Source organism: Aureispira anguillae (assembly GCF_026000115.1).
Taxonomy (GTDB): domain Bacteria; phylum Bacteroidota; class Bacteroidia; order Chitinophagales; family Saprospiraceae; genus Aureispira; species Aureispira anguillae.
In genome coordinates this window covers 2080188-2095616 of sequence record NZ_AP026867.1, presented here as the reverse complement: position 1 = coordinate 2095616, position 15429 = coordinate 2080188, and the positions used below count along the sequence as shown (strand labels likewise).

Below are 15429 nucleotides of genomic sequence, written 5' to 3'. Positions count from 1 at the left end.
TTAAAAATGAAAGAATTCTTATCTATACAGCAATGTTCTGATACATCTAAACTAAATGAAATACAGACTACCATTTCAAATGATTACCAATCTCAAGTGTTTGATTCTAGTCTAATTATCAGTTCTAGAATTAACTTTTTAGATCCCAATCAATATGAAACAATAGGACGATTTTATTTGGTATGGCTTTTTGATTGTTCACAGCCCCTTCAAATAAAAAGTCAATATGTTTATTATACAAAATCATGGGATGGTTTTCTTCATCCTTGTGGCTTTAAGGATGGACAATTAGCCTTTTTCAAACATAAGGCTACCCATCTATATTTAAGCGAAGATATGCCATTTCAAAAAAGAGGTGAAAACGAACTCCTTCAATCCCTTCAAACCAATAATGGCATTTACTCTTTAATGGAGGTTGGAAGCGCTCTAAATAAAACCCAAATAATCGTTCTTAGCAAAGCTTCAGGTGAGCCGTTGGGGTATCTTCAACATTTAGGCTCAGAAAATAATCTAAAAAAATACATTCCTGAATACAAAAAAACAAAAACGACTTCAATTACGGATTACATCAGAATGAAAGGATTTGATGACGATGAAAAATTCCTCAATATTGAGCATCTAATTGATGTAGATAACAATCGATTGCTGGTTATCATATGCCATCGAAAATATAAAAAAAATCCAGCCACAAGTACCAATAAGAATTCTCCATTTTTTTATCTTTTTATTGATAAAAAAACAGGCAACATTACTGGACATTTAAAATTTGTAAGCGGCTTAAAGCCTTTTAAAAGTACCAATTTTTATAAATTGGAAGACAGCCCTTTTGTCGAAGAAAATATATTGGCTTTTCCACTCAAAGAAAACCTCCTATTTAAATCCTCTAAAAACCTAATTCTTTTTGATAAAAATGGAAAGCAACAAAAAAATATTCCACTTAAGGGTAAGGATTATTCCATTATTCGAAAAATGAAACTTGTTGGTGCCTACAACGATTATTTCTTTTTGATGCATTTGCAAAAAGGAATCGTTGTCCAAATTGAGTACGCTGAAAATTTAGCTCTCCAGTTAGAAAAAATAAATAAAGAGCTGAAAAAAGAACCAAATAGAACTAACCTTATTGCAGAACAGTATTTGGACATGGAGAATGTTGTTGTAAAAAATTATGAAAGAACTAAAGGATAAAATACATGAGCAAATAACGCAACTTTGTCGAGAAGGAGATTTAATTGCTGAAAATGAATTTTTTATTGAAGCTATCAATAAATATGAAAAGGCATTGAAGCTTATCCCCTTTCCACAAAATGAATGGGAAGCAACTACTTGGGTTCTAACGGCAATTGCTGATGCTCTTTTTTTAGATGGACAATTTGAAAAGTCATTATTAAAATTCACTGAAACGCTCGAATGCCCTAATGCTTTCGGCAACTCATTTATTCACTTAAGACTTGGACAATGTTCGTATGAAACTGGAAACTTTAATAGGGCAGCGAATGAGCTTGTTAGAGCCTATGCATTGGAAGGTAAAAAAATTTTTAAAGGAGAGCATCCCAAATATTTTAAATTCCTAAAATCTCGAATCGACACTAAAGAATATCGCCACCAAGGAAGAAATGTGAAATATGAATTATTTTTAAAGAACTATTATATTGGTTATACATATTTTGAGAGGGCAGATCCTCCAATGGGATGTGTATTTGGAAAAATTGAAGACTCTCTCCTGTCATATCAGTGGTTAAAAAAATACTGTTATGAAAATCAGATTGAACTCACAGCAGATTATGAAGACGAAAAGCTGATTTCAACAAGGGCAATACCTGACTTAAAAGTGTACAATAAGGAGATGATCGAAATCAAAGGCATAGGAAATCAAATTTGTGGTATGGATTCAGAAGCATTTGAAATTCACGTTGAAGGCGTTCCTTATCCATCCTATGAAGAAGAATTTTCTCATCATGTAAAAGAATACAACAATAGCTTTAAAAATCAATAAATCCCCCCTCCCTATATTTAAAAATACACGACATCCAAAACATCAATTATATGAAAGATAAATTTATTTTTTATTCCAAATCCGCTGATAAAGCTCCAGGTGAGGGAAAAGGTGAATATACTGAAGACCCATATATGTATAAAGGGTTAGCAAGTTTTACCGATTGGAGAAAAATACTAGGTAATTTTTACGAGTGCAATTTTGTCTATGAAGGCAGAACTTATAAAACCGTGGAGCATGCACTACAAGCAAAAAAATTCCAAGCGATAAACCAAGACTTGTTTGAATCTTTTGCTTTGGAATCTGAATCTGCTTTATCAAAAGGCAGTGGGCTTGATGCACGAAAAATGCGTAAGACTATTTTATTAAAAGAAACAGAATTAACGAAATGGGATAAAGAAAAAATAGCCCATATTAATAATATGCATTATGAAAAATTCACACAATGCCTAAAAGCTAAAGAAGTCCTATTAGCCACTAAAGATGCTGAGCTTTGGCACTATCTCATGAGAGTCCCTAAAGGGAAAAATCTACAACGTTGGACTAATTTAGAAACTTTGAGAACACAACTTAAGGAAGCCGTCAATAAAAAACCATAAGATCAAACGCTAGCAAAAACTAAAACTATGAAAATTTCAGCTCAAAATAAATACTTACAACAACTAATCAACGAATCCACAGAGAATCTCGAAAATATAGTTACTGTATCAAACAACATCTATCATAATCGTCTTTTTGAAGTAAGATTTGAAATTCCCAAAAATTGGCACTTAATAAGCATAAATAAATATAAAGAAATTATACAAGGGCAAAAAATAAACATTCCTGATGAGGAAAAGAATAAGCTTATAGAGGAAATGGCAGGAGTTGCCTGTTATATTTCAAAATACAGCTTAGACAATGACGAAAAGGATGGCATTATCTCTCCTGTTATTTGCTTTACAATCGATGCAAAAGATGCTTTTACAAAAAATCTTTCTCTTGAAGATTATATAGCACTCTTAGATAATAAAGTTGCTTCATCTGCCATAAAAGGATTTAAAATACTTGAAAAAGGAGAACCCCAAAAGCTCAATAATGTTGATTCCATTACCTATAAAACGGAGTATTTATTTGAACATGAAGAATTAGAAGAAGGAGTTATGGTTGAAATGAATGTTCTAAACATTGACCATGGTGACGTTTTTCTTGATTTTTCTATGACTCAGTGTAAAGCCCAAGGCGAAATAGCACAAAATGAATTTGACTCATTTGTAAACTCTATAAGGCTTGGATAAATGAAATCGCTAAAAAAAATAGCGTTTTGGGATTGGCTATACAGCTTGGGTCAACAACCATTGACGGAAGAGGTTTATGGTATGCTAAAAACTGATTTTGTGTATCATAAGGCAAAAAAACAATCCAAGTATGAAGGAGAATTGCACGAATGGGACTTTGAAACCCTACTCATCGAGTTGCCGATTCATAACGACTATTGTTTCTGTCTGTTTTTTCATCTCAACAAAAAAGCAGAATTTGAAGAAAACCTTTATCTAAAATACAAAGGTGAATTTTATATCATTGGATGGTTTGATTGTCATAACCACGAGATGGTATTCCAATTTGAAGAGTTTTATAGCTTAATGCAGTCCGTAAAAAGCAACCCAAAAGACGACGATCAATACAACGTCTACTTCCTGCTTTTGGCGAGGTATGTCACCCTAATTCACGAAAAAAATGCTGCTAAATTAATGACAGATGCAATATCTGCTTATTCAAAGCTATTAAATAGCAAGAAAGAGACAAATTTTGACATAGCTAAAATCGAACCTTATGGAAATAAAATTTTTGGAACAGATTGGATGATGAAATTAAAGAAGATTAAAGCTCTAACTATGCCTTTGCATTTTACGATCAATGAAGGGGTTTCTTGGAAACTGCAAAAAAATAATCGTTATCATTTATATGGATTTGCTGCCCATTCGATGAGAAATGCACATTTTGATAAAGGTCTTAAAAAGCCTATTGATATTTATGAGGTCACAACCGACTCCTCTACGTATAAATTTCCTTATGAATTGTGGAATGATTTAATGAGAAGCTGCTTGTAACAACTATAAAAGCGCTCATTTTCGCAATAAGGCTTATTGTTTATACTATAATTCTCCATTCAATCTATAAAATGCTCCCTTTTACTCAACTAGGGAAAAGATTACTACCCATCTCCCCAAAGTTATGGTTTTAATTTTTACATAATTAATTAACGCAACACTGTTGCATTAATTAATTTATTCTTATATTGCAATAGTGTTGCATTAGCAATACTTTTATCCTATCGAAAAACCTAGTTTTTGAATAAAAAAATAAAAATGATAACGAAAGAACAAGTATTAAAGGCCCAAAATGAATGGGGAAATGGAGTAGTTAAAATTGGTTCATTAAAAGACAACAGACCTGAATGTGAAGCATTTGCTAGTGAATTTCTCGATAAACTCTATTCCTTTAAAAATGGTCCTGTTTTATTTAAACCTACAAAATGCGAAATAGAGCAGTTTAGACCAACTAAACCAAAAGCATTATCCTACTTTATTGCAGGAGAAAATCGTGCATGCAAAGAAGACAAAGGTTTTGCCATCCAACCTTGGACAAAGGTGCGATTTGAGAATACAGATTTTATTTTGGAAGACAATCGTGCCATCGCTATGGGCAATTATTATTTTACGGATTTAGACGAAAATGAAGCTAAAGTTGAATATACTTTTGGTTATAAATTGATCGATGGTGAATTAAAAATTGATTTGCACCACTCTTCTTTTCCTTACCAACATCAACCAAATACTACGACCTAATGCAGAACCATTTGTATTTTATTTGTCCTACAGATAACCTTGAAACTATTATCGATTACACATTTAGGGGGAGAAATTATTATTATACTTCACTTGGAAATTCTATTGTATTTAATAACGATACAACTTGGCAAATACAAAAATTAATTAACAAGAACCATATTAATAAAATCTCTTTTATTCTATCCAATGACAATCGTATTATCTTAGATGCACTAGGAAACCAAGGGTTCTCCAAGGTAACAGGATTAAATAATTGCTATGATGAAATTATTAAACAAAAGAAGCTTTCTGAAAAATCATGGCAAAGATACAAGCGTCAGTTCTCCATTATTTCATATCATCTAAATAAAAAAATAAAAGAATTGCGATTTGGAATTAATGGCTCATTTGCTAGCCAGCTTAAGATAAGTGGCAAAATTTACCATAGGCAAGAACAAGTTTTTAAAGACATCTATCCCGATTTGATTTGTAGAGAATCTTTTAGCTTAAATTAAGGTATAAGGCACAACATTGCTATGTATCAATGTTGTGCCTTATTTGTATTAAAAATATGGCTCCATCCAGCCCTGAATTCAAATTCTATTTTTTCTTTAAAATTTCCTCGGTAAAATGACCTCGCTCCTTCTCTTTAGCAAACTTTGCACGGTTATAATTTTTAGATTCACCTTTTGCAATGGACAGAGTTTGCCAATCTTTTCCCTTTTGCATTTTAGCCATCAGCACCAATTGCCCAACATGATAAGCGTAATGCCCCAACTGACGATTCATCGCTTCTAGCACTGTGTGGCCTTGATTTCTAATGTAAACAATCTGTTCTAAATCGGGCTCTTTTAAGGGCTCAATTGCATCAAATAAACAAGCCCAACCTATTTGCCATTTGTCTAGTACCTGCTGCTTATTTTTTAGGGTAGCATCTTCAAATTCATCATCTCGATTTCTCCAAGTTTTCTCACCATCTTCGGTTCTAAAATTGGTCCATCTTGACAACATATTTCCAGACAAATGCTTAACAATCGTTGCTATGCTATTTTCATCGCTCGCATTTTTCCAAAAAATTTGTTCTTCAGTTAATTGCGCCATAGATTGATCGCCCAATTGTTTGTAGTATTTGAATAAATTATTAGTGTTTTCGAGGTAATTCATCTGCTTTTTTTTAGTGGTTAAGAGACTTTATTATAAAACCTCATAGAAAAGCAAAAAGTTGCAGAATAAACAGACTTCGTAACTAAAAAAAACAGCCTTACTAAATTAATTAGCAAGGCTGAAGTATTCTATTCTCGATTTGGAATAATAAGATTTAATCCTCTCGTTCTTTATGTTTAAAAAACTGAGTTAAAATGACTAGATGAACCAAGGCTCCAATGGCCACAAAAACAACAGCAAAACCTGCATTGCCATTCCAGTTGACAGCAAGTCCACAACCATAAAGAACAAACGACCAGATAAGACCGCTGACCAGAACGAGTTTATTGGAGGATTGAATAAAAAATTTGTTAGATGCAATAGGATTTTTCATAATTTACTATTTTTAGTTTATCTAGTTAGTACCAAAAAATCAAAAATATTACACCTATTTTTATCTTTTATTCTTCTAAACAAAATCGTCCCCACCGTCTATTTAAGAATCAATTATTTCTCCCAAACATTGTTTTCACGATCAATATCTGCCAAACGTAGAGAAGGGTCAATTTCAATTTTTTCAATGTCCTTTAAAGGAATAGACAAATTCAATTCATAAACAGAGTGCGTCCATTTCCAGTCGGGCATAACCGTTTGGTTGCCATTTTTTAGCTCATCTACTTTGTTTCCACGCATAATTTCTAGTGGAATATTAAATGTTTTGAGTTTTGTCAACTTTCCTTTTTTGTAGGTTACAACGACATCCAACGGCATTGGCATGCGCTCTTTTCTTTCCAAATAAACGGTTGTTCCTTTTTTAGAAGCCTTGCCACTTTGTATGTAATAGTTTCCTTCTGTTGCCTTAATCGCTACAGAATCCTTAGATGCTTTGCCGCCTTTTACGACATCTACAATAGCATAATCAATACGATTGGTTGTATTAACCCAATGCTCTTTGTACCAATCCAATTCTAAGCCTGATTCTTTCTCCATTACTCGAATGAAATCATTTGGATTAGGATGTTTAAAATGCCAATCGTCATAATATTTTAGCATTGCTTTATCAAAAACACCTTCTCCTACAATATAGTTCAGTTGCCCCAAAAACACAGCTCCTTTAGAGTAAGAGGCTTGCCCATAAGCAAAATTGGTATTAAAATGATCCGCATGAGTACTCATTGGCTCTTCTGCCCCACTTGTTGCCAAATAAAAATAACCTCTATAAGAACCATCGTGAGGAAAAGCACCATGGCTATTAAACAAATGCGCACGAACAACATTGGAAGCATAAGAAGTAAAGCCTTCATCCATCCAAGCATACAAACTCTCATTCGATCCCATCAACATTTGATACCAAGTGTGCATTGCTTCATGAACAATTACACCTACCAAAGAACCAAAATTACGCTTTCCTGTAATCAAAGTTGCCATCGGATATTCCATTCCACCATCACCACCTTGGATAATTGTGTATTGTCCGTAGGGATATTTTCCATATCTAGATTGGATAAATTTAAAAGCCTGAACCGTCTTTTTTTGAGCTTTCTTCCAGACATCCTTATAGTTTTCATCATCTTGGTAGATAAAATGTAAAACAAAGCCTTCGCTTACCTCTTGAATATCATGAATATAATCAGGGTCCGCAGCCCATGCAAAATCATGTACATTTTCGGCTTTAAAATGCCAAGTCAAGACCTTCTTGTCGCTATGATCTACTTTTTCACCAACCTTCTCATATCCATGTCCTATTTCACTAGGATTCTGAAGCATTCCAGTTCCTCCAATGGTATAGTTTTTATCAATTGTAATCTTAACATCAAAATCTCCCCAAACTCCATGAAATTCCCTTCCAATATAAGGATTGGCATGCCAACCTTGATAATCGTATTCGCACATTTTGGGATACCATTGGGTCATTGACAATTCAATTCCTTCTGCACTGTTCCAACCAGAACGACGAATTTGCAAGGGCACTTGACTATTAAACTCCATATCAAACGTACAGCTTGCTCCTGGTTGAATGGGCTCATTTAAGGTCACTTCCAAAATAGTCCCGACCACTTCAAACTTTACATCTGCTCCATTTTGTTTCAAAGACTTAATTTTGTGGTAACCAATCTCATCTTGTTTCAGCTCCAAAATGCGACCACCAACTCTTGAATCGGCATCCTTAATGGTTCTAGAACGCACATCCATCATACTATTAGGCTGAAAAGCATTAAAATATAAATGGTAAAAAACCTGTTTGAGTTCATCTTTTGAATTGTTGTGATAAACTATGTTTTGCTTGCCTGTAAATTGGTGGTTCTCAGCATCTACAACAATATCCATTTTATACTCAATGCGTTGCTGCCAACGATCAGGCTGTGCCCATACAGTTGAAATACAGCAAACAAAAAATGCAGTTAATACGTTTAGTCGGTATGTCATTCTCTATTTATTTTGTTTGATAATTAATTTTAAATTTGTCCTTAAAAAATATCATTCTTTGACAACCCAAAGGTGCATGCAGCAAACGAAACCTTAATAAGAACTTATTGACTCAAAATTTGTAAGTTCGCTCCGAAAATAAAAAAAATGTTAGAAAGTTAACAACTTAATGGCTAGTACAATGTTTTTGCTCCTAATAAGTACTTTCTAAAACAAACCAACAATTGATAAGATTATATCTATTATTATTATGCCAAAATATATTACATTTTTAATACTCCTCCTATCTTTTTCGACCATTGCCCAGCAAAAAATAGATGAAGAACTCGTTATTTTTGTTCAAAAAACAAGCGACAGCGAATTTACACTCAACAATATCGCAACCTTAGAAGCCTATATGCAAGCGCATCATATTCCAACTAAAATCATTGATATTGATGAGGCTGGTGCGCCCAAAGAAGTTGGTTTTACTCCTTTTATTGTGTATAGAAATCACCTTGGACGCAAAGTTTTTAAAGGGCGGTATACTTCTCATCAGCGTTTGCTCAATTTTATTAGAACGGTTCGAAGACTGCCTGCCGAAGCTATTCATTATGAAGAAAAGGAAGTGTTTGTCTGGCAGCAGCAGCATTCTAATTTATTCATCAAATTAAAAATTACTGCGCCTAATGGTCAACTTCCAGCTAATTTTGATGCTAAAAAATTCAAAAAAGACTATTTAAAAGGGCTAAAAAAAGGATTTGAAGGAGCTAAATATGCCCAAAAACATCCCGTTAGAAATTCTGATGAGTTGATCTATTGCAATTTTTACCCCTATATTGCTGAGGACGGAAAAGTCTATGTTAGTTCAGAAATTTTTTCCCATTATCATTGCCATACTCCTATTTACCAACAATATGAAAATCCTGCTGTCGGCAATAATACCATCCAAGGTTTTGCCGCTGCTGCCGCTAATTCTTTGGCTGAAATTAAACGCCAATTGGTTGAATCAGAATTGGGCGATGCTATGAATTTCACCACTAAAAATACCAAATTTACGCCTTGGGAGGACTTAGGCTTAAGCACCTTGTCTCCCCCTAAACAAGGGACACAAACCGCTATTAAAGCGGTTACTTTCCCCAAAGCGTGGGAAATGGCAGGTGCATTGGATGAGGGCACCCCAATTCTTGCTTTTAGCTTTCCCCCTCCTTTGCGCCAATACGCTGGAGAATTAAAACAAGTAGATGGCAGCCTTAGCTTAAAAAGCAATGAAAGTCTAGCAGAAGCAATGGGTAAATTTGAGGTTGTGGTTAGTTCCATAGAAATGGGAGAAAGTAGTTTGAATAGTGCCGTAAAAGAATCCATTTTAAAGGTTGATGAACATCCTACTGCTCATTTGGTTTTCAAAAAAATAGAAAGCAAGGACTTTAAATTAACACTTGGAAAAATTACTCAAACTCATATTGAGGCAGATTTAACGCTTCTCGGCAAAACAGGATTGGTACAGGCAACCGCTCAATTTGAACCGTTTTTAAACGACCAAGGCGAATTGCTATTGGCCGTCACCACCCAGTTTACTGCTCCTGACCTAAAGGGCAGCTACCAAATTGATGGGCCTGATGGACCTGAAAGCGCAAAAAATAAAATACTTTTTAATGCTAGTTTTGTGATGAAAGCAAAAGAGTAATGCATTGGAAGATGTGCTCATATATCTTGATTAATCTGTGAGCACATCTTCAATACATACCCATGCATAAAGTTATAATTAACGGAGTATTAAATTAAAGTACGTAATGATCTTTGTCTGCTAAAAATGGATACTTTTTTCGCATAGCATTCAGGTGTTCTTTGGTTAGGGTTAGGGTATAAATCGCTTCTTCATCTGCTTGATGAAACAACAATTCTCCAGCAGGGTCAAAAACAGAAGAATCGCCCGAATAAGCAAAGCCATTTCCATCAAAACCTGTACAATTAACCCCAACAACATAGGCTTGGTTTTCAATGGCTCTTGCTGTCAGCAAACTGCGCCAGTGAAAGGAACGTTTGGCAGGCCAGTTGGCGACATAAAAAATTAAATCGCAATCCTCTAAATTTCTATTCCAAGCAGGAAAGCGCAAATCATAACAAATAAAAGGCATGATTTTCCACCCCTTATAGTCTATAATCAATTTTTGGGTTCCTGCTGTAAATGTCAAATGCTCTTTTGCCATCGAAAAAAGGTGCTTTTTGTCATAGTGCAGTTGTTCACCATTGGGGGCTACCCAAATCAAGCGATTATAATATGCCTCATTTTCTTTTATAATTAGGCTGCCTGTAACCGCAGCATTGATTTCTTGGGCTTTTTGATGCATCCAACGAATCGTTGGGCTGTTGCTCATTTCTTCTGCCAAATTGGGGGCATCCATAGAAAAGCCTGTCGTAAACATCTCAGGCAAAATAACCAAATCTGTATTTTTTAGATTGCTTAATTTTTCGTCAAACATTCTTAGATTTGCAGTACTATCTTCCCAATGTAAGGTAGATTGAATTAAGGTTATTGTTAAACTCATCTTAGTAGGTGTTAAGAAAGGAGATAATCGTTTAAAGTTTATTATTTTTATTGGACTTATTAACCCAAAACCAAATCATAAAAGTAGTTGCCAATAATCATTACTCCACTAAAACCACATGAACACAGCGATGCTGGCTCATAAGCGATAGCGCAGTTAATCAATGGAGTATTAAATAATACAACCAAATTAAAAGATAAATAAGATTATGCAAAAGTTTAGTTTCTTTATTTTTATAATTATCATTGTTCTTTCTCAAGCTTGTACCGTTAGTTTTATCAATACAGGAATTGATTATTCTGAATTGAAGAGTTTTTCTATTGAGCAATTTGGAGCGAAGGATTCTAACGCTCCCCCAACAAGCGGTCAAACTTTTTCGGAGCAATTAAAAGATAGGGTCCTCAACAACACACGCTTGGAATACAAAAATGAAGAAGGAGATGTGCAATTTTCGGGCAATGTGACGGGCTATACCATTACAGCCTTAGCCCCTCAAGCAGACCAGACCGTGGCCTTCCAACGATTGACCATCAAAATATCTATTGACTATAAAAACAGCAAGAAAAAGGATGGCAGTGAAAATTGGTCACAAACCTTTTCTAGATTTGCCAACTTCTCTTCCGAGCAAGATTTATCGAGTGTTGAGGAACAACTCATTCAGGATATTTATGACCAAATACTAGACGATGTCTTTAATAGAGCCTTCTCTGGTTGGTAGCTGCTAACACCAAATTAACTAATCAACCAATAAAACAAGTTATAAGCTCATTTTTTATGGAATGGACTGATGAAAAAATAACCGCTTTAGCACCGAATGATTCAACCGAACGAAGAGGAAGAACATTAGCCAACTCTTCCAAATGGAATTATTTAGCGACTAATTATGAAGCCATTTGGGGCGAATGCAAAGGGTCTGGCTCTCAACCTTATTTGGTACAAATTAATTTAAAAGGTCCCAAATACAAGTGCAGTTGTCCTGTTCGTAAGCCGCCCTGCAAACATGTTTTGGGTTTGTTTTTTTTATTTGCCAAAAGCAGTGCCGTTTTTAAATACCAAGCCCCACCAGAAGCTGTTCAGAACTGGCTGTCTAGGCATAACTCACCAACTGTCTCTACAACAAAAACGACAAAAACATCCTCCTTAATAAAAACGGACCAGGAGTTAGAAAAAGCAAAACAAGCTAAAGAAAAACGTTGGCAACAACGTGTCCAGTTGATGAGTAGCGGCATGGATGAATTAGAACTGTGGTTGACCGATGTTGTTCGTCAAGGCATTGCCAATGTAGAGGTGCAAAAAGCCAGTTTTTGGAACCATACAGCAGCAAAGATGATGGATGCCAAGTTGCCTAGAATCAGCACCTATCTAAAAGAAACCCATCAGATTGTTCTCCAACACCAAAATTGGTCGGAGCAGGTCGTTGCTCGTTTAGGAGAGCTGTATTTATGGATTGAAGCCTTCAAGAAACGAGCAAATTTGTCGCCTGATCTACAAGAAGAATTGTATCGCATGTTGGGGAAAACGGTCAAAAAAGCAGATGTGATTGAAAATAATCCCGCCATCAAAGACAACTGGCTTGTGATTGGCAAAAAAGAAGGCGTAGACATTGAAGGACGCAATTTTAGGCGTGTGTGGTTACAGGGGCAATCAACCGATAAAAAAGCGCTTATTTTAGATTATGCCTTTGGGCATATAGGCTATGAACATCAATACATTGTTGGCGACTTATTAAAGGGGCAATTGGCCTATTACTCTAGTCTTTGTCCTCAAAGAGCTGTTTTTGCCCATTTTGAGTCTGCACCACTACATCAGAGTATTGAATTTAAAACCTATGCCAATGTCAATGAATTGCTCAACCAATATAGTCAAACGATCGCTAAAAGCCCTTGGCTGTCAATTTTCCCTGTAGGTTTGTCCAATCTTCATGCTTTTATTGATGAGGATCAACAATTACAACTCAAAGATGACCAAAACTTTATTTTGCCCCTTGCTCCTATTGAAGAGCACATCATCTGGAAAATTTTAGCCATCAGTGGCGGGCATTCTATTGATCTTTTTGGAGAATGGAATGGACTTGTTTTTACTCCTCTTAGTATGCTTAGTTCTAGGGGAATCATTCCTTTTTCTTGATCAACAAAAATCGTTAGACCTGTACATTTCGTACGATATTCGTAATTTAAATGCCTCATTCCCCCATTAATTTTCCCTAAATTTGTAGTACTAGTTTTAACCATCTATAGAAACGATACTTAAGAAAATGAAAATTGAACAACTCTATACTAAATGTCTTGCTCAAGGAGCTTATTATATCGCATCCAATGGAGAAGCAGCCATTATTGATCCGCTCCGTGAAACACAACCCTATATTGATTTAGCCAACCAGAATGGAGTTCGCATTAAATATATTTTTGAAACTCATTTTCACGCTGATTTTGTATCAGGGCATATTGACTTGGCAAAAAAGACAGGAGCCACCATCGTTTATGGTCCAAGTGCTACGACTGATTATGAAATTCACGAAGCTTCTGATCATGAAGTTTTCCAAATTGGGGACATCACTATTACGGTTCTCCATACTCCTGGACATACTCCTGAATCGACTACTTATCTATTGACAGATCAAGAAGGACATCAAAAAGCTATTTTTACAGGAGATACCTTATTTATTGGAGATGTAGGACGACCTGATTTGGCCATAAAAGGAACTGTTACACAAGAGGACTTGGCAGGTATGCTTTATGACTCTTTGCGCAATAAAATTATGCCTTTGCCAGACGATATTATTGTTTATCCTGCGCATGGTGCGGGCTCTGCTTGTGGCAAAAACATGAGTACAGAAACCTTTGATACTCTAGGCAATCAAAAGAAAGTAAACTATGCATTGAGAGCTGATATGACCAAGGAAGAGTTCATACAGGAAGTAACATCAGGCTTAAATCAAGCGCCTCAATATTTTGCCAAAAATGCCATGCTGAACAAAACAGGATATGGCAATATCGATCAAGTTATAAAATCTGGTTTGGAGGCCTTGGATCCTAAGCAATTTGAAACGAAAATTTCACAAAATGATGTCTTAGTTTTGGATACCCGAAAAGCGCAGGTTTTTAAGGATGGCTTTATTCCTCATGCTATTAATATTGGAATTGATGGAGGCTTTGCACCTTGGGTCGGAACAGTGATTATTGACATTAACCAACCTATATTGATTGTCGCTGATGCTGGACGTGAGCAAGAAGTTGTTACTCGTTTGGCTCGAATTGGTTATGATAATACCATTGGCTATTTAGCTGGTGGAATGGATGCTTGGATTGCCGCAGGCAACCCCATCGAAAAAATTGAATCCATTAGTGCCGAAGCGTTAGAAACACAGCTAAAAAATGGTACGAAAGGCATTGTCTTAGACGTTCGCAAACCTTCTGAATATGAAGCTGAACATGTCACAGGAGCGCAGCTTTTTCCTTTAGATTATATTAATGATAATGTAGAACAACTAAACGACCAAACGTTATACTATGTGCACTGCCGTAGTGGTTATCGCTCTATGGTTGCCAGTTCTATTCTAAAATCCGCTGGTTACCAAAACATTATTGAAATCAAAGGAGGTTTTTTAGCCATTCAGCAAACTGGTCTTTCTTGTACTAAATTTAAATGCCCGAACTCTAAATAAGTTTTTATGCATACCGTATTAATCCCTCTTTTTTTTGCTTTCTTATTGTTAGGTTGCCAGTCCGAAACCAACCAAACATCAACAAAAACGGTTCATCAAACCGATACAACCGTTCACAACAATATTCGTCAAGAAAGTAAGCAACCGATTGTTACTGCTTCAGAAAATTCTTTTGAGGCAATTCCTGCTGGGCAATATCGTTCTTTGAATGAAAAACTGAAAAAAACTACTAAAACAATTTCAGCCAAAGAAGTTATTAAGCTGTATTATCCTGCTAAAATAACAAATGAAAAGAGCTATGAAAAAATAGATGTTCAAAGCGAAGAAAAAGGTGGACAAACAATTGTAACCTTAACGCATGACAACCAAAGCGAACATGTTTCTATCCAAGGGCATCGCATTGTTATGACGCTTCAACAAAAGGATAAGCATTGGCAAATTGTAGCATTAAAACAACAATTTAAATGCTGGGTTCGAAAAAATGGCATCCTTTGGGGAACCGATAAATGTTCTTAAAATGAGGGGTTAGTTGAGCTATTTTTAGATTTTAGCCCCTATTGGCTATAGGGTCTAAAATCTAAGATCGGAATATACGTTTTAGCTTAAACAGTACTTTTATAAGTAAGGTGATTCTGTAGTAAAACAAAAATACATTTTAGTAATTTTGTTATTTTATAAAATATTGTTTATTAATAGCTATAATAACAAACATAATTGTTTCTTTTTAATAAAGTAAACATTAGAAGTTTCTATCTAGCCCCCATTTTAGAGACAATATAGCAAAAAGCGGGGGAATCAATACCTGTTGTTCTTTTTGCATTGCCCAAAAAGAACCAAAAACGCTAGGACTTGATGACTTCTTGG

16 protein-coding genes are annotated in these 15429 nt (G+C 35.2%); 12 read left to right on the top strand and 4 right to left on the bottom strand.

All coding sequences use genetic code 11. From position 1 onward, the window contains the following. Nucleotides 1–6: 6 nt before the first annotated feature. From AsAng_RS08145 to AsAng_RS08115, 7 genes are all read left to right on the top strand, one after another. Nucleotides 7–1185, top strand: a complete 1179-nt coding sequence (locus AsAng_RS08145) for a hypothetical protein (protein WP_264792272.1) — start codon at nucleotides 7–9, stop codon at nucleotides 1183–1185. Further along, a complete protein-coding gene (locus AsAng_RS08140) occupies nucleotides 1166–1993 on the top strand; it encodes a tetratricopeptide repeat protein (protein WP_264792271.1) in 828 nt (275 codons plus the stop codon). Before AsAng_RS08145 ends, AsAng_RS08140 begins: the two co-directional genes overlap by 20 nt. Before the next feature lie 50 nt (nucleotides 1994–2043). Further along, the gene (locus tag AsAng_RS08135; RefSeq protein WP_264792270.1) at nucleotides 2044–2592 is read left to right on the top strand and encodes an NADAR family protein; all 549 of its coding nucleotides are present in this window, start codon (nucleotides 2044–2046) and stop codon (nucleotides 2590–2592) included. 27 nt (nucleotides 2593–2619) lie between these two features. Then, on the top strand, nucleotides 2620–3270 hold the full coding sequence (locus AsAng_RS08130) for a hypothetical protein (RefSeq protein WP_264792269.1): 651 nt from the start codon (nucleotides 2620–2622) through the stop codon (nucleotides 3268–3270). Continuing rightward, nucleotides 3271–4083, top strand: coding sequence for a hypothetical protein (locus AsAng_RS08125; RefSeq protein ID WP_264792268.1), 813 nt, complete (start codon nucleotides 3271–3273; stop codon nucleotides 4081–4083). It abuts the gene before it with no gap. Between the two features lie 258 nt (nucleotides 4084–4341). After that, a complete protein-coding gene (locus AsAng_RS08120; protein WP_264792267.1) occupies nucleotides 4342–4821 on the top strand; it encodes a hypothetical protein in 480 nt (159 codons plus the stop codon). Beyond that, nucleotides 4821–5318: a hypothetical protein gene (locus AsAng_RS08115; RefSeq protein ID WP_264792266.1), complete on the top strand. Its 498-nt coding sequence runs from the start codon at nucleotides 4821–4823 to the stop codon at nucleotides 5316–5318. Before AsAng_RS08120 ends, AsAng_RS08115 begins: the two co-directional genes overlap by 1 nt. 85 nt (nucleotides 5319–5403) lie before the next feature. Here AsAng_RS08115 and AsAng_RS08110 read toward each other — a convergent pair whose 3' ends face one another. The 3 genes from AsAng_RS08110 to AsAng_RS08100 form a co-directional block, all read right to left on the bottom strand. Next, nucleotides 5404–5967 (bottom strand): DUF1572 domain-containing protein, encoded by a 564-nt coding sequence (locus AsAng_RS08110; protein ID WP_264792265.1) that lies wholly within the window; start codon nucleotides 5965–5967, stop codon nucleotides 5404–5406. A 154-nt stretch (nucleotides 5968–6121) separates the two neighbouring features. Continuing rightward, a complete protein-coding gene (locus tag AsAng_RS08105; RefSeq protein ID WP_264792264.1) occupies nucleotides 6122–6340 on the bottom strand; it encodes a hypothetical protein in 219 nt (72 codons plus the stop codon). A gap of 113 nt (nucleotides 6341–6453) precedes the next feature. Beyond that, nucleotides 6454–8373, bottom strand: a complete 1920-nt coding sequence (locus tag AsAng_RS08100) for a M1 family metallopeptidase (RefSeq protein WP_264792263.1) — start codon at nucleotides 8371–8373, stop codon at nucleotides 6454–6456. 250 nt (nucleotides 8374–8623) lie between these two features. On the opposite strand from AsAng_RS08100, the gene AsAng_RS08095 reads away from it, so the two are divergent. Next, on the top strand, nucleotides 8624–10039 hold the full coding sequence (locus AsAng_RS08095) for a YceI family protein (RefSeq protein WP_264792262.1): 1416 nt from the start codon (nucleotides 8624–8626) through the stop codon (nucleotides 10037–10039). Nucleotides 10040–10133: 94 nt separating this feature from the next. On the opposite strand, the gene AsAng_RS08090 is transcribed toward AsAng_RS08095, so the two are convergent. After that, nucleotides 10134–10901, bottom strand: a complete 768-nt coding sequence (locus AsAng_RS08090; protein WP_264792261.1) for an amidohydrolase — start codon at nucleotides 10899–10901, stop codon at nucleotides 10134–10136. A 208-nt stretch (nucleotides 10902–11109) separates the two neighbouring features. On the opposite strand from AsAng_RS08090, the gene lptE reads away from it, so the two are divergent. The 4 genes from lptE (at nucleotide 11110) to AsAng_RS08070 (ending at nucleotide 15081) form a co-directional block, all read left to right on the top strand. Continuing rightward, a complete protein-coding gene (lptE, locus tag AsAng_RS08085) occupies nucleotides 11110–11619 on the top strand; it encodes an LPS assembly lipoprotein LptE (protein ID WP_264792260.1) in 510 nt (169 codons plus the stop codon). A 56-nt stretch (nucleotides 11620–11675) separates the two neighbouring features. Next, nucleotides 11676–13028: an SWIM zinc finger family protein gene (locus AsAng_RS08080; RefSeq protein WP_264792259.1), complete on the top strand. Its 1353-nt coding sequence runs from the start codon at nucleotides 11676–11678 to the stop codon at nucleotides 13026–13028. A gap of 127 nt (nucleotides 13029–13155) precedes the next feature. Further along, nucleotides 13156–14565, top strand: a complete 1410-nt coding sequence (locus AsAng_RS08075) for an MBL fold metallo-hydrolase (protein WP_264792258.1) — start codon at nucleotides 13156–13158, stop codon at nucleotides 14563–14565. Nucleotides 14566–14571: 6 nt separating this feature from the next. Continuing rightward, nucleotides 14572–15081 (top strand): hypothetical protein, encoded by a 510-nt coding sequence (locus tag AsAng_RS08070; RefSeq protein ID WP_264792257.1) that lies wholly within the window; start codon nucleotides 14572–14574, stop codon nucleotides 15079–15081. Nucleotides 15082–15429 lie beyond the last annotated feature (348 nt).

Excerpts from the sequence above, each read along its gene's own strand:
- AsAng_RS08145 (WP_264792272.1), top strand. The coding sequence starts at position 7 with ATGAAAGAATTCTTATCTATACAGCAATGTTCTGATACATCTAAACTA.
- AsAng_RS08140 (WP_264792271.1), top strand. The coding sequence starts at position 1,166 with ATGAAAGAACTAAAGGATAAAATACATGAGCAAATAACGCAACTTTGT.
- AsAng_RS08135 (WP_264792270.1), top strand. The coding sequence starts at position 2,044 with ATGAAAGATAAATTTATTTTTTATTCCAAATCCGCTGATAAAGCTCCA.
- AsAng_RS08130 (WP_264792269.1), top strand. The coding sequence starts at position 2,620 with ATGAAAATTTCAGCTCAAAATAAATACTTACAACAACTAATCAACGAA.
- AsAng_RS08125 (WP_264792268.1), top strand. The coding sequence starts at position 3,271 with ATGAAATCGCTAAAAAAAATAGCGTTTTGGGATTGGCTATACAGCTTG.
- AsAng_RS08120 (WP_264792267.1), top strand. The coding sequence starts at position 4,342 with ATGATAACGAAAGAACAAGTATTAAAGGCCCAAAATGAATGGGGAAAT.
- AsAng_RS08115 (WP_264792266.1), top strand. The coding sequence starts at position 4,821 with ATGCAGAACCATTTGTATTTTATTTGTCCTACAGATAACCTTGAAACT.
- AsAng_RS08110 (WP_264792265.1), bottom strand. The coding sequence starts at position 5,967 with ATGAATTACCTCGAAAACACTAATAATTTATTCAAATACTACAAACAA.
- AsAng_RS08105 (WP_264792264.1), bottom strand. The coding sequence starts at position 6,340 with ATGAAAAATCCTATTGCATCTAACAAATTTTTTATTCAATCCTCCAAT.
- AsAng_RS08100 (WP_264792263.1), bottom strand. The coding sequence starts at position 8,373 with ATGACATACCGACTAAACGTATTAACTGCATTTTTTGTTTGCTGTATT.
- AsAng_RS08095 (WP_264792262.1), top strand. The coding sequence starts at position 8,624 with ATGCCAAAATATATTACATTTTTAATACTCCTCCTATCTTTTTCGACC.
- AsAng_RS08090 (WP_264792261.1), bottom strand. The coding sequence starts at position 10,901 with ATGAGTTTAACAATAACCTTAATTCAATCTACCTTACATTGGGAAGAT.
- lptE (WP_264792260.1), top strand. The coding sequence starts at position 11,110 with ATGCAAAAGTTTAGTTTCTTTATTTTTATAATTATCATTGTTCTTTCT.
- AsAng_RS08080 (WP_264792259.1), top strand. The coding sequence starts at position 11,676 with ATGGAATGGACTGATGAAAAAATAACCGCTTTAGCACCGAATGATTCA.
- AsAng_RS08075 (WP_264792258.1), top strand. The coding sequence starts at position 13,156 with ATGAAAATTGAACAACTCTATACTAAATGTCTTGCTCAAGGAGCTTAT.
- AsAng_RS08070 (WP_264792257.1), top strand. The coding sequence starts at position 14,572 with ATGCATACCGTATTAATCCCTCTTTTTTTTGCTTTCTTATTGTTAGGT.